Source organism: Myxococcus sp. MISCRS1, assembly GCF_026626605.1.
Taxonomy (GTDB): domain Bacteria; phylum Myxococcota; class Myxococcia; order Myxococcales; family Myxococcaceae; genus Myxococcus; species Myxococcus fulvus.
Genome location: NZ_JAPNKB010000001.1, coordinates 4405850 through 4419187 on the forward strand (window position 1 = coordinate 4405850; position 13338 = coordinate 4419187).

The following is a 13338-nucleotide window of genomic DNA, read 5'->3' on the forward strand; positions in this document are numbered from 1 at the left end:
AATTACCTGGAGAGACTAGTCTATCCGGGAATGCTTGTTACTCTGCGGCCCCGTCTCGCCCCTGCACTCTGCGTCGCCTCGGCCGTGCCGGTCACTGTCGTCGTGTGGTGCTTCACGCTCGCACCGCTGATGAACGGCCCGGAGGCGTTGGCGGAGGTGGTGGACGCAGCGGGTCCTTTCGCCGCGATGGTGGCCCTGTCGTTGCTGGTGGAGCTTCCGCTGTTGTCGCTGGCCCTGGCGAGCACGGGGCTGGGTCGTCGGGTACCGCTGGCGGTGATGCTGGGCATGGCCACGCTGCCGTGGATGGTGGGGCTGCTCGGCACCGAGGTGCTGGTGGGCCGCGCGATGTCCAGCCTGACTCGGCTGTCCACGCAGGACACCGCGCTGGATGTCGCCCTGAGCACCGGCCAGGCCATGGCCCCCCGACTGTTGGGCGCGTGGACGAGCACCGCGCTGTTGCTGGGACTCTCGCTGGGGCTGGCGCTGGCGCGCTTCGGCCCTGCGTGCGCGGACGAGGCCGGGGGCGCGCGGCGTGCCCGGGGGCTGCTGCTGGCCAGCGGGGTGACGGCGGCGCTGGCGTCCGTGGCGGCGGTGGGCGCGCTGGAGGCGCGTCACTTCCTGGAGATGCTCACCGGCCTGGGAGAGGTGCCCCATGCCGGGCGCGAGGAGTGGGTGTCCTTCGGCATGGAGTCCGCCGTGCGGCTGCGCGAGCTGCGGTGGATGTGCACGTCGGTGCTGGTCGTGCTGGGCATCATGCTGCTGGCGCGCGGCCTCAGCCGCCAGGACCCCTCCCACCGCAGGCCGCGCTGGGTCCCCAGGCTGGTGCCCGCGGCCGCCGTGACGGCGCTGCTGGTGATGGACCTGCACCCGGTGCGCTCGGTGGCGCGCACCACCCACGTCACCCTGCCCCGAGACACGGTGCCCACCACGCTGGACATGCTGCGACTGCTCGGCCTGGAAATCGCCCCCGCTCAGAGCAGCCAGATGAGCAACAGGAGGCCCACCACCACCCCCACGCCGAACACGGCGAGCATCACCATGCCCTCGGAGCCTCGCGACACCGGCGGCGCCACCTCGTGAGGATGCGGCGCGCCGAACACGTACTGGACCTGCTCCTCCTGCGACGACGGCTCGGGCGTGACGGGCGGGGACACGGGCGCGGACTCCAGTGAGGGCAACGTGGGCTCGGACGGGCGCTGGGACTCGCGGACGATGACGCCCGCGCCGGCCATCTCCAGGCCCTCGCGGGCGAGCGCCAGCACGCGCTGCATGTGGAGGATGTAGCGGTCCTGGCCGGTGTACGTGCCCATCGCCTGGGCGGCGCGCACGAGCCGGTGGGGGACCAGCTGAGGGTCCGCCTTCACCACGGGCACCGTGGGGCCGCCGTGGGCCTCCACGCGGCCGGTGCGCACGCCCTCGCCGCTGGCCCACATGTAGTGGTCCTCCAGCAGCGTCAGCTCCTGCCTGCGCACGCGCCCGTCGGAGTCCACCTGGGACATCAGCTCCGCGCCGTCGGTCCCCATGTGCCAGACGGTGCGCAGCCCGTTCTCTCCCGGCGGACCCTCCACCGCGTGGACGCGGGAGAGGGCCAGCACCGCGGTCTTCAACGTCTCCGGCGAGGACTCGGCCATTCGGGATGGGAGACTAGGTGCGCCGGCTCCGAAACGGAAGGCGGCCATGCCCCCGCCCGCCCGCCCCCAAAGGCTCCCGCGGCCGCGGCCGCCTGCCCACGTTGAAGGGGTGACGGGCGCGTGCGCCAGCCAACACCTGGCGCGCCCGACGCCTGCGCAGCGAGGTCCGCCATGCCCATCCTCATCCCCAGAGAGCCCCTGGAGACGCCCTTCACGCTGCCCGACGAGCGCGCGCCCATCACGGGGGAGCCCGACGAGCACTTCCTCACCGGACAGGTGAGCTGGGACGGCACGCGCCAGCACGGCGGCGGCCACGTCCCGGAGGACTTCGAGTGGACGTCCAACCCGAAGGAGCGCCAGGACGACCTGATGGGCGAGTGGCCCCAGGACTCCTGATGCCACGTGCGCTCGGCAGCCCGCCGGGGTAAGCGTCCCGCCGCCATGAGCCGCTCCAAGGACCGAGGCAGTGACTTCCAGCGCCAGTTCGAGGGCGCGTCGATGCTGGATGGATTGCTGGAGCTGTCCGGCAGCCCGTACGACACCGCGGAGGTGCTCGCCCGCATGCAGGCGGCGCACGCCAGGGGCCGCCCCCAGGGCGACGTCATCCCGGGGCTCTTCGAGGGCGAGCCGCGCTTCCCGTCGCCGGACATCGCGCGCAAGCTCTACCAGAACCTCTTGGGGCTCTGGGACCTGGTGGTGGAGGGGCGCGTGGTGCGCCTGGAGGACGGGGAGCGGCCGCCCCGGCCGAAGAAGAGCCGGCCCGTCCTTCCCGCGGACTTCCACCCGGGCGAGCCCTCGAGCGAATTCATCGAGACGGCCTGGCGTTATCTGGAGGATGACGAGAAGGCGCGAACGCGGCTGATGCACGCCTTCGAGAACCGACAGGATGCCCTGCTGGGCGCGCTTGACGCCGCGGGGCTCACGGACGAAGGATACGGGGTCGCCCGCCACCTGCTCTTCGAGCTGTACGCCATGCTGGAGCTGGGTTGGTCGCCGGGAGTCGCTTCGGTGCGCCCGGCGGCGCTGGTGGCGGACACGACGGCTCCACCGGTGCCCGAGTCGCTGCGGACGTACGCGGCCGAGGCGCTCTTCGAGGCGGAGCAGGACGAGGAGCAGCCCCTGACCGCACAGGAGCTGGAGGTGGTGCGCACCCTCGTCCAACGCGGACTCGCGGCGCTCTGGGGCGCACGCAAGGGGAGATGAAGGATGGCCAAGGACAACGACGACGGCGGCGGCTTCTCCGGGAAGCGCAACAAGACGTGGCGCGAAATCGACGCGGGCCGCGCCAAGGGCAGCAAGTACCACTCGCGCCAGGATGACCCCGCGCAGCAGAAGATTGAACGCAGCGCGAGCTACCAGAAGTACAAGGCCGCCGCGGACGCGCTCTTCACGGGCGGCGAGCTGCCCGAGGGACTGGCGAAGACGTTCGACCCGGAGGGCAAGCGCAAGGCCCAGAAGCAGGCCATGCAGAAGGTGACGGAGTCCGAGACGCGCGCCGACTGGGTGAAGGCGGTGGTGGACTACCTGGAGAAGTACCCGGAGCTGCCCGAGGACGCGTACTTCCTCGACAGCCTGTTGGACCACCCGCGCGAGCGCATCGTCGACAAGGCGCTGGCCCGGCTGGAGGTGCTGGTGGAGGAGGGCAAGCTGCAGAAGAAGCCGCAGAGCCTGGACCAGCGGCTGAAGTCGGTGGAGCTGACCAGCATGGACCCGGACATGCAGGGCCGCGCCAAGGCGCTGCGCGAGAAGCTGCGCGCCTGAGCCGCAAGGGTGGTGTCCGACGGGACGTGGCGCGACGACACGCGCCTCAGGGCCCGCGAAGTCGACCCCGGTGCACGAGCACCACGGAGCGCAGCCCCTTCTCGGCGGGCGCCTGGATGATGCGCAGCTCCTCACCGGGACGGGTGTAGACGGACGTCTCCCCGTCGGCAAGCCGCCAGCCGTCGCGCCCCAGCGCCTGGGCGTAGAAGGTGCGCACCTCGGCCTCGGACATGGGGACCTGGAAGGACAGCGTCCTGGAGCTCTCGTCGCTCACGCGCATCACGCCGTGCGCGCCGGGAGGGAGCGTGGCGACGTCACCGGCGATGCTCGGCTCGCGGGCCAGGGCGTGGTTGGCCTCGCCCAGGTACACGAGCGTGACGCCGCCCTCCTGAGGCTGGAGGATGACGGTGTAGGTGAGCCCCCGGTACATGTCGACGCCGGTGAGCATGGCCGCGCCGCTGGCGAGCTGGGGCTGCTCGGAGCCCGGTGGGACGTGGAGGCCGCCCGCGCGGAAGGCATCCGCGAAGCGCTGCACCAGGTCCTGCGCGGAGTCCTTCACCACCACGGCGCGGAGCACCACGGGTACGCCGTTGGCGTCGAGCACCTCGCTGGCGTCCACCTGTTCGAGCACGCGCAGCGACGGCCACGCGAAGCGTGGGCCGGTGTCCGCGGAGGGGCTCGCGCCGGACTTCGCGGCGTCGCCCGCGCTTGTGGCACGAGACGCGTTCGATGACGTGGGGCCCGACTTCGCTGCGGGCGTGCTCGCGCTGGCTGCGCGTGGTGCGATTGATGGCGCGGCACTCGACTTCTCGGTACCCGTGCCCGCGCTGGCTGCGCGTGGTGCGCTCGACGGTGCGGCACTCGACTTCTCGGCACCTGCACCCGCGCTGGCCGCACGTGGCGCGCTCGGCGGTGCGGCACTCGACTTCTCGGCACCTGCGCTCGCGCTGGCTACACGCGGCGCGCTCGATGGCGCGGCACTCGACTTCTCGGCACCTGCGCCCGCTTCGGGCATGCGTGGAGCGCTCGACGGCGCAGTGCTCGACTTCTCGGCGCCCATGCCCGCCCCGGGGACGCTCGGCTTCGCGGTGGCAGTGCTCGCGCCGACGACGCTCGGAGTGCTCGATGGCGCGGTGTTCGAACTCGCACCAGGGCGCGGCGGGTTTGAATCAGGCCGCGCCAGGTCGCTCGCCCGGGCCGCGCGCCGAGACTTCGGCTCCGAGATGCCCGTGCTCGGCGAGCCTCGCTTCACGGGCTCCTGCGCGCCCCCTGACGTGCTCGCGGCGACAGGCGCCGTGCCCAGCAGGCACAGGACGGCGAGCACGGACCTCACCGCACCCGCACTCCACCCAGCCACCGGTTCTCCCGGGGAACGTCGTACCGGCGCGCCAGGTTCGAGGCCCGGAACGGCGTCGTCTCCCAGACGGACTGGCCGCCCGCGTGCGTGGCGCCGATGTTCTCCTCGTAGCGGTCCTCCTCGCCCCGGAAGCTCATGAAGAACTGGTCCTCGTTGACCGACTCCGCGCCCACCAGGCCCGCCAGCGCCGAGCCCGCGTTCCCGCCACCACCGTTGCGCCGGTACACCCGCTCCGCCCAGAGGTAGTAGTCCGGGTTGCCACACACCCTGCCGCTGTTGATGCTCAGCGCGCAGGCCCGTCCCTCCGCCACCGTCGACAGACCCCAGTCGTCCAGGAACACCCCGAACCGCCCCCGGCACTCGCCCGCCGTCGCGCGCCCCGCCGCGCACACGCGGAACGTCGCCGCCGCCGCGCGCTGCGAGGTCTGGAAGAAGCTCGGCTCCATGAAGCGGCCGATGCGCTCGGCGCGAAGCCGCGTGGACGCCGTGCAGCGCATGCCCGGCGACGCCACCCGCATCGTCGCCAGCGGCCCTCCCGCATGCTGCGGCTCCAGCGTGGGGACTCCCGCCGGGAGCTCCGGCTCGCAGTCCACCTGGATGGGCTGCGCGCGAGCGACGGCGAGCTGCACCGGCACCCCACCCGCTCCGTCCATGCGGCTGCGCCCGTCGTAATCCACGTAGCGCCCGTTCGCCTCCGCCAGCGCGCCCGTCACCGCGGAGGGCCGCTGCCACTCCCCCGCCGCCGGGTCATGCATCACGCGCCCCGTGGCGTTCCAGAGCGCGAAGTTGGCGGCCTCCTGCACCTTCAGCGTCAGCGCACCCACCTCCGCGAAGTAGATGCCGAACAGGAGGATGGTGACGAACACCATCAACCCCAGCGCCGTCTCGATGAGCGACTGACCTCGTCGTGCCGCGCGTCGCGAGCGCATGTCAGTACCCCGCTCCCCGCCGGCTGCCGCCGCGGTAACCCGCCTCTTCCAGCTCCCGCAGCGTCCGGCCGTGCTCCGCGAACCCCGCCGTCTCCAGGCTCTGCGCCGGCCTGTCGTCCACCGCGCCCTCGGCGCTCACCAGCGTGGCGCGCCAGAAGGGGTTGAGGAAGTTGGGCGGCTCGCGCCAGCCTCCCCCCTGCGCCGCCGCGCGCGGCCGGTGGTAGTAGACGATGCCCGCCGACAGCGCGACCTGGTTGCGCTGCACGCTCTCACGCCCCGTCGGACGCGAGCGCCCCAGCGGAATCGAGAGGTCGAACTCCGTCGTGTTCTCCTCCGAGAACTTGAAGCGGAAGAACAGGTTCCACGGGTCCGGGTTCCTGCGGCGCGCGTCACTGCCGTAATCGCGATGCAGCACCGAGTACAGCTTCGGCTGCGCGTAGTGGTTGCTCGGCCCGCGCCACATCTCGTCCACGTTGTAGCTCATGGCGAACGGCCAGATGCCCGGGCACGTCACGCACGCGCCCAGCGTGTGCCGCTCGTAGAGGGGCTCCCCCGCCTCGGGCGCCTGCCCCGGCGGCAGGCGCAGGCCGTAGACGTGCTGGTCCTGCGGCGTCTGCTGCTCGTCGGACATCACCCACGCGTCCGTCACCGGCACCGGCGCGGGCGGCGCGTTGCTCGCGCACTGCGTGGGGACGATGGCCGTCCCGTGGTCATGGCCCGTGGCGTTGCGCCCCGACACCGTGTTGTAGGTCGAAGGGTCCATCTCCGCGGCGGAGCCGTAGCGACGGAAGGCCGTGGAGCGCGCCGCGCCGCCCGTGCCGAACCCCGCGCTGCCGGTGGGCCGGTTGTGCACCCACGTCCAGCCCAGGCTGCCCATGGTGGCGTTCAGGTGCGCGCGCGAGGCGCCGCCCACCGGGCACACCGCGCCGCCGCCACAGGCGCCGCCGCCTCGCCGCACGGCGTCCATCAGCGGCCCGTGGCGAGGCACGTCCTCAGAGCCGTTGAGCTCCAGGAAGCTCTTGGCCGCGCCGTCCGCCGTCGCCTCCAGCTCCGGGTTGGCGCCCCGGGCGATGCGCACCGCGAGCTTCTGTCCGGCGATGTGCTCGGTGAGCAGGTGCGCGTAGATTTCCAGCCCCGCGCGGTACAGGTTGCCCGCCTTGCCCTGGGCCAGCTTCGTCTGCGTGGCGGCGTCCTTGTCCCGCGCCTCCCACTCCGTCACGGTGTACTTGGGCGCGCAGACCATGTGGGCCGCGTACACCTGGCTGCTGCGGCTGATGAGCGCCTGGGTGCCGGCCATGGCCACCATGTGCGCCACCTGCGCGCGGTTCATCACGGAGATGGCGTTGAACGTGCGCGCCGCGGCCACCGCCTGGCTGTAGGCCGCCGCGTCCGCCGCCATCTGGATTTCGACGCGCTCCTTGGCGCGCATGCCGAAGCCCAGCGTCATCAGCACCATCAACGCGAGGAGCAGCAGCGTCAGCGCGAAGAGGACGAGCGCCTGACCGCGCGGAGCACTCAGAAGCCGGTGACGGGACATTCGGCGCCTCGCGGGAAGTTCTGGGCCATCACCGGCGTCATCATCCGCATCGCCGCGTGGACCTGGATGGGGAACACGAAGTGGCCCTGCCGGCTCCACGCCACCATGCGCTCGTCGAGCGCGCCACCGGGCCAGTCATCCGGCCCCAGGGGCGGCGCCTCGTCGTTCCACCAGTCCGACTGCTTCTGCGCCGGCATCAGCGGGTTGGTGGCGGTGTAGCGACGCAGACCGAAGTGGGCCAGGAACATCCGGCTCATCACCCAGTTCGCGAAGGGGATGCGCATGTAGTACCAGGCCACCATGCGGATCTCCAACGTGCGGTTGTCGAGCGCCGCGTCGCTGTCCGTGGACTGGTCGAACAGCAGGTCCTCGTTGAAGGCGAGCGACTGCACCCACGCGACGTCCGGCGAGTCGCGGACGATCTCCACCATGGGGCCCCGGAACAGGTTCCCGTAGGAGCTGGTCACCCGGTACTCGTTGTCCCGCCGCACCCGGAACGCGTCCGCCAGCGCGCGCGGGCTGTCCGTGCGCACCACCGACGGCAGCATCGTCACCATCGCCGCGTGCATCATCGGCAGGCAGTCCGCGTGGTTGAGGCTGCCAGCCCGCACCGCCCGGTACACCGCCACCTGCGCCAGGATTCGCGCCTGCAGCATCATGAACAGCTGCAGCGTCCCCAACACCAGGAACACCACCAGCGGGAGCGTCAGCGCCGCTTCCACCGCTGCCTGTCCGGACTGCCTGGATGTGGGTGAAATGGCGCGGGGAAGCATACACCTTCCAATTCCCTGAATCTTGTTGATTGAGGAATCGGTCAACTGGACCGTAGCCAAATTCGGTACCCAGCCCCACTGTCCACGACACAGTGGGACTGTCCGCGCGAGCCTCCGACACCTCGCGTCACGGGCGCAACACCCCGCCCTGCCCCGCACGTCTCAGCGGTTGAGAATGAAACCGCAAGCCGAGTCGAGTGTCACCTTCGCGTCACGCAGTGCGTGGAGCAGACGCTCGTAGTGCGCATGCTCGGCGCCCAGCTGGGTGGCGAGGGCGTCATCCGACAGGCCCTGGTGGTCCAGGGACAGGCGCAGGCGCTCCAGGCCGGCGTCGCGCTCGGCCTCGATGGCCTCGCGGGCGGCGGTGGTGAGCTTCTTCAGCGCGGCCTCGGCGGCCTTCTGGCCCACGGGCACCGCGGCGTCGAGGAAGGCGTCGAAGCCCGGGAAGGCGCGCGACACCTCGTCGCCCTTGAGCGTCTTGCCCTCGGCCTCCAGCGCGGGGAGCACCGCGTCGTCGGCCCTGGGGCCGGACGCGCCGCCATCCACCACGGCCACGTGGACCAGGGTGCGCTCCAGGAAGCGCGCCAGCTGACGGCTGGGCACGCGCGCGCCGGGCGAGGTGTCCTCCGGCTCCGGCAGCTGCAGGTGGTAGAGCAGCTCCACGCCGCGCGCCTTCTGGGGCCCGCGCTTCTCGATGAAGCGGAACGCGCTGCGACCATAGGGACCGTCGCGCAGGAAGCCGAACAGCGCCTCCACCAGCGGGTGGCCGGTGGCGAAGTACTCCAGCTCCTCGGCCTCCACCGCGGTGTCGCGCCAGAAGGTGCCCAGCTGCGTGCGGTCCTCCAGCACGTCCAGCCCCGGCAGGCCGTCCACCTTCAGCGCGTGGCCGAACTGGAACGCCACCTGGAAGGCCTCCACCTGCTCGTCGGTGTCCACGCCGATGCCCACCCGGCGCGCCAGCTCCGTGACGGTCTCCTCCAGCCGCTCGTCCAAATCCCGCGCGACGCCCCACAGGCCGTCCTCCAGCCCGGGCGCCTCGCCGTCGTCGCCGTCCTCGTCGGACTCGATGCCCATGCGCTCCTGGGCCTTCTTCACCAGGCGCTCCACCGCGGGGCGGTCGAAGCTGCGCACGTCCAGGAGCGGATCATACGCGCGCTTCACCTGCTCGCGCGCCGACTCCACCTTGGCCTTGAGCTCGCCCGCATAGGCCACGCGCGCCTCGCGCGGCAGCAGCGCCAGCTCCGCCAGCCGGTCCTCCACCTCCTCCAGCACCGCGTCCAGGCCGCCCACCGTCTCGCCGAACACGCCCACCGCGTCCGCCAGCAGCGTCAGCACGTCCGACGCCAGCGTGCCCGCCACGTCGAAGACGTGGATCTCCACCGGGTGCGTCTGGCCGATGCGGTCCAGCCGGCCGATGCGCTGCTCCACCGTCGCCGGGCTCCAGGGCAAATCGTAGTGCACCAGGTGGTGGGCGAACTGGAAGTTGCGGCCCTCGCCGCCCACCTCCGTGCAGAGCAGCACCTTGGGGCCCTCCGGGTCCCTGAAGCGCGCCACCTGCCTGTCCCGCTCCACCAGCGGCAAATCACCGTGGTAGCCCAGCGCCTCCACGTTCTCGCGCGACAGCTCCGACTGGAGCATCTCCAGCGTGTCGCGGCTCTCGGTGAAGACGAGCACCTTCGCGGAGGGCTCCGCCTTCCACACGCCGCGCAGCACCCCCACGAAGGCGCTGAACTTCGCGTCGCGCGACGGCAGCTTCAGCACGTCCGCCTTCGCCTTGAGCACCGGGTTGGACTTCACCGCGCCGGAGAACGCCGCGGAGCTGGACTCCAGCCGGCGCAGCACGTTGCCCAGGGGCGCGCCCCTCAGCGAGCCCTGCGCCAGCACCTCCAAGGCCGCGTCGCGGACCTTCAGCTCCTCGGCGGGCAGCGCCACCGCGTGCCGGTGCAGCCTGCGCGTGGAGAAACCACCCACCACCGCACGACGGTTACGCACCAGCGTGTCGCTGAGGCTGTACGTCTCCGCCAGGTGCTGCAGGAGCGCTTCGGGCTCCTTGAGCGTCTTGAGCCGCGCGTCCTCGGGGAAGCGCTGGGCCAGGGCCTTCACCGCCGCCGTGGCCTGGGCCTTGCCGCCCTCGCGCAGCGCGCGCACCGCGGTGGACAGCTCCTCCTGGCGCGCGAGCCGCTCCTCGAAGCCCTTCACGGACGGGGCCGTGGCCGCGTCGATGAGGGTGAGCAGCCCGTGGTACTCGGCCGGGTCCAGCTGCATGGGCGTCGCGGTGAGCAGCAAGAGGCCCCAGGAGTTCTTCGCCAGCACGGAGGCGGCCTCGAAGGCGCGCTCACCCTTCAGGTGGTGCGCCTCGTCGATGATGACCAGGTCCCAGAACGCGTCCTCGCCCGCGAGCTCCTGGCGGTGCTCCTCGCTGCGCGACAACAGCTCCAGGCTGGTCACCACCAGCGGGAAGCGCGCCCAGGGCGACACGCCCGGGGCCTCCTTGAGGGACTGCGCGTAGCGGTCCGAGTCCATCAGCGTGAAGAGCTGGTTGAACTTGTGGAACAGCTCCACCAGCCACTGCACGGTGAGGTGGCTGGGGGCCACCACCAGACAGCGCCGCACCAGGCCCGACAGCCGCAGCGCGCTGAACACCATGCCCGCTTCAATCGTCTTGCCCAGGCCCACCTCGTCGGCGAGCACGAAGCGCGGACGCCGGGCGGACAACACCCGCTGCACCACGCCCACCTGGTGGGGTTTCACCATGACGCGGCTGGCGAGCAGCGCGCCCAGCGCGTCACACCGCCGCTCGTCGTCCAGCACCAGCGCCTGCTTGCGCAGCGTGAAGGCGCGCGCGTCCCCCACCCGACCCTCGCGAAGTGTCGACAACAGGTCCGAGCGCGGCGGCAGCGCGCGCACCTCGGACTCCGGCAGCTCGTCCTCCTCGCCCGTGTCCGCGTACCTCAGCACGTAGCGCCGCAGGCCCCGCGCTCCCGGCTCCTCGGCCACCACCAGGGCCAGCCGCCCCTTGTACGTCACCACCGGCTCTCCCGGAGGCAGCGGGTAGGACACCAGGGCGCCGCCCTTGGTGGACACCAGCACCGGGGCGTCCTCCCGTGCGGGGAAGACGACGAGCGCCTTGGCTCCGTCCTCCTGGAGGGACAGCAGGTGACCCACACCCCATTCGGGCTGGGGGAGATAGCGGACCTTCAGACCTTCGACGAGAGACATAGGCGGTGTGGACAGACGCGAGACGAATGAGAGGGGGCACGCCTCATAACCCCGCGCCCTGGCGATGGCCATTCCAGATGGGGAGTCCTTCCACCCAGGGAGTGTCAGCAACCTCCCTGGGGTGACTCAGACTTTGTCCAACCGGGCAATTTTCCGCTGTCCTCGCATCGGGGATGCTGTCCATCACCTTCCTGATGCGGGCCGGTTGCGGGCTTTCGCCAGGAGCGGGGGGAGCCTCACATGATGCGACGTTGGACGTTCGCCCAGCGGGTGGGTGCGGGGGTGTCCGCCTGCATGCTCGCCGGCCTGTTGTTGTTCGCGACGCTCCTGTCCGTCGTGCACGGACTGTTCACCCATGAGGAGGTCTCGCGCCTGGCCTTGAGACAGGCACTGCTCGCGGGCTTCGTGGGGCTGGCCGGCGTGGGCGCGCTGGGGCTGGTGCTGAGCCACCTGCTGGCGCCGCTGCACGCGCGCCACGAGCACAGCGAGCAGCGCCTGGGCCTGCTCATGGAGGCGGTGACGGACTACGCCTTGTGCTTCCTGGATTCGCGCGGCCGGGTGACGGCCTGGAACGCCGGCGCGCAGCGGCTGACGGGCTGGGCCGCCGAGGACGTGGCGGGCTGTGCCTTGGAGCGGCTGCACCCCGAGGACGCCGTGGCCGCGGGCCTGCCTCGCGCCCAGCTGGAGCGCGCCCGACGCGAGGGGCGCCTGTTGTCCGAGGGCTGGCGCGTGCGGCGCGACGGCACGCGCTTCTGGGCGGAGACGCTGCTCACCGCGCTGTCGGACTCGCGCGGGCGGCTGTGCGGCTTCGCGGAGGTGACGCGCGACATCACCGAGCGGCGCCGCATGGAGCGGGCCCAGGCGCTCTTCGCCGAGGCGGGCCGCGTGCTGCAGCCCTTGTCCGGCGCGCGCGAGGTGGGCGAGGCCCTCACGCGCCTGTGCGTGCCCGAGGTCGCCGACGCGTGCATCCTCTTCCTCCCCTCCGCCGACGGCCGCGTGCGGCCCCAGGCCGTGGCGTGCGCGGACGACCAGGCCGCCAGCCGCCTGTGGGAGCCGCTCCTGCGCTGCCCCGACGCGGACGAGGTGGGCCCCCGCCACGTGGTGTGCACCGGCCGCGCGGAACTCCTCTCGGAGGTGGAAGCGGAGCACCTGCCCGTGGCGCTCGAGGGCAGCGCCCACGGCGAGCTCTTGCGCGTGCTGGGCGTCACCTCCTCGCTCACCGTGCCGCTGGCGGTGGGCTCGCGCGTGCTGGGCGCGCTGTGCCTGCTGTCCACCGGCGCGCGGCGCTACGGCGAGGTGGACCGCGCCTTCATGGAGGAGCTGGCCGCCCGGGCCGCGCTCGCGCTGGACAACGCGCGCCTGCTCACCGAGGCGCAGGGCGCGCTCGAACTCATCGGCGTGGCCGCGCATGACCTGGGCAACCCGCTGTCCTCGCTCCAGCTGCGCCTCAGGCGCCTTCGCCTGCTGGAGGTGAACGCGCACGAGCCCCGGCTGCGCGAGGGCCTGGTGGGCGTGGAGGGCGAGGCCCGGCGCATGGGCCGGCTGCTCCACAACCTGCTGGACCTGTCGAGCCTGTCCGCGGGCCCCATGACGCTGGACCGCGAGCAGATGGACCTGGCCGCGCTGACCAGGGAGGTGGCCGAGCGCCACGCGGAGCAGGCCACCGCCGCCGGCTGCGCGCTCACCGTGCGCGTGCAGGAGCAGGACACCACCGGCTCGTGGGACCGGCTGCGCCTGGACCGCGTCCTCACCAACCTGATCAACAACGCCCTCAAGTTCGGCCACGGCCACCCCGTGGAAATCAGTGTCCACGCCGACGCCTCCCACGCGCGCGTCACCGTGAAGGACGCGGGCCTGGGCATCGCCCCCGGCGACCAGCAGCGCCTGTTCCACCGCTTCGAGCGCGTCCACGGCGACGGCCGCCGCCACCCCGGCACCGGCCTGGGCCTCTACATCGTCCAACAGCTGGTCCAGGCCCACGGCGGCTCCATCCACGTCCGGAGCCGAATCGGGGAAGGCGCGGAATTCACTGTTGAACTTCCCCGTGCTCTGCAGGGCAGGGCTCACATCCCCCTGCAAGCGACCGCTTGAGTCGGTTCAGCCCGCAGCGTATTGAGGAAATCCGAACAGT

The 13338-nt window shown here is 72.0% G+C and carries 11 protein-coding genes; 5 read left to right on the top strand and 6 right to left on the bottom strand.

What is annotated here, in order from left to right:
* The first annotated feature begins 84 nt into the window (after nucleotides 1-84).
* Complete coding sequence (locus tag OWM54_RS17125; RefSeq protein ID WP_223749269.1) at nucleotides 85-1080, top strand: hypothetical protein; 996 nt, start codon at nucleotides 85-87, stop codon at nucleotides 1078-1080.
* Here OWM54_RS17125 and OWM54_RS17130 read toward each other — a convergent pair.
* Complete coding sequence (locus OWM54_RS17130) at nucleotides 972-1631, bottom strand: hypothetical protein (protein ID WP_141333115.1); 660 nt, start codon at nucleotides 1629-1631, stop codon at nucleotides 972-974. The genes OWM54_RS17125 and OWM54_RS17130 overlap by 109 nt on opposite strands.
* A gap of 171 nt (nucleotides 1632-1802) precedes the next feature.
* Here OWM54_RS17130 and OWM54_RS17135 point away from each other — a divergent pair, with 171 nt between their 5' ends.
* From OWM54_RS17135 to OWM54_RS17145, 3 genes are read left to right on the top strand one after another with little or no spacing between them, the layout of a single operon-like run.
* On the top strand, nucleotides 1803-2027 hold the full coding sequence (locus OWM54_RS17135) for a hypothetical protein (protein WP_267698208.1): 225 nt from the start codon (nucleotides 1803-1805) through the stop codon (nucleotides 2025-2027).
* Nucleotides 2028-2072: 45 nt separating this feature from the next.
* Entirely contained in the window at nucleotides 2073-2834 is a 762-nt protein-coding gene (locus tag OWM54_RS17140) for a hypothetical protein (protein WP_267698209.1), read from the top strand.
* 3 nt (nucleotides 2835-2837) lie between these two features.
* On the top strand, nucleotides 2838-3392 hold the full coding sequence (locus OWM54_RS17145) for a hypothetical protein (RefSeq protein ID WP_223749267.1): 555 nt from the start codon (nucleotides 2838-2840) through the stop codon (nucleotides 3390-3392).
* Nucleotides 3393-3438: 46 nt separating this feature from the next.
* Here OWM54_RS17145 and OWM54_RS17150 read toward each other — a convergent pair whose 3' ends face one another.
* The 5 genes from OWM54_RS17150 to OWM54_RS17170 all read right to left on the bottom strand — a co-directional run bounded on the left by OWM54_RS17150 (nucleotide 3439) and on the right by OWM54_RS17170 (nucleotide 11207).
* Nucleotides 3439-4023 carry a hypothetical protein gene (locus OWM54_RS17150; RefSeq protein ID WP_223782403.1) on the bottom strand — a complete coding sequence of 195 codons (585 nt, stop codon included), beginning with the start codon at nucleotides 4021-4023 and terminating at the stop codon, nucleotides 3439-3441.
* Nucleotides 4024-4721: 698 nt separating this feature from the next.
* On the bottom strand, nucleotides 4722-5678 hold the full coding sequence (locus tag OWM54_RS17155; RefSeq protein ID WP_223749265.1) for a hypothetical protein: 957 nt from the start codon (nucleotides 5676-5678) through the stop codon (nucleotides 4722-4724).
* 1 nt (nucleotide 5679) lies between these two features.
* On the bottom strand, nucleotides 5680-7215 hold the full coding sequence (locus OWM54_RS17160; protein WP_223749264.1) for a pilus assembly protein: 1536 nt from the start codon (nucleotides 7213-7215) through the stop codon (nucleotides 5680-5682).
* Nucleotides 7194-7988, bottom strand: a complete 795-nt coding sequence (locus tag OWM54_RS17165) for a TadE family protein (RefSeq protein WP_223749263.1) — start codon at nucleotides 7986-7988, stop codon at nucleotides 7194-7196. The genes OWM54_RS17160 and OWM54_RS17165 overlap by 22 nt, the downstream gene beginning before the upstream one ends.
* Nucleotides 7989-8150: 162 nt before the next feature.
* Nucleotides 8151-11207: a helicase-related protein gene (locus tag OWM54_RS17170; protein ID WP_267698210.1), complete on the bottom strand. Its 3057-nt coding sequence runs from the start codon at nucleotides 11205-11207 to the stop codon at nucleotides 8151-8153.
* A gap of 240 nt (nucleotides 11208-11447) precedes the next feature.
* On the opposite strand from OWM54_RS17170, the gene OWM54_RS17175 reads away from it, so the two are divergent.
* The gene (locus OWM54_RS17175) at nucleotides 11448-13298 is read left to right on the top strand and encodes a sensor histidine kinase (protein WP_267698211.1); all 1851 of its coding nucleotides are present in this window, start codon (nucleotides 11448-11450) and stop codon (nucleotides 13296-13298) included.
* Nucleotides 13299-13338: the final 40 nt, after the last annotated feature.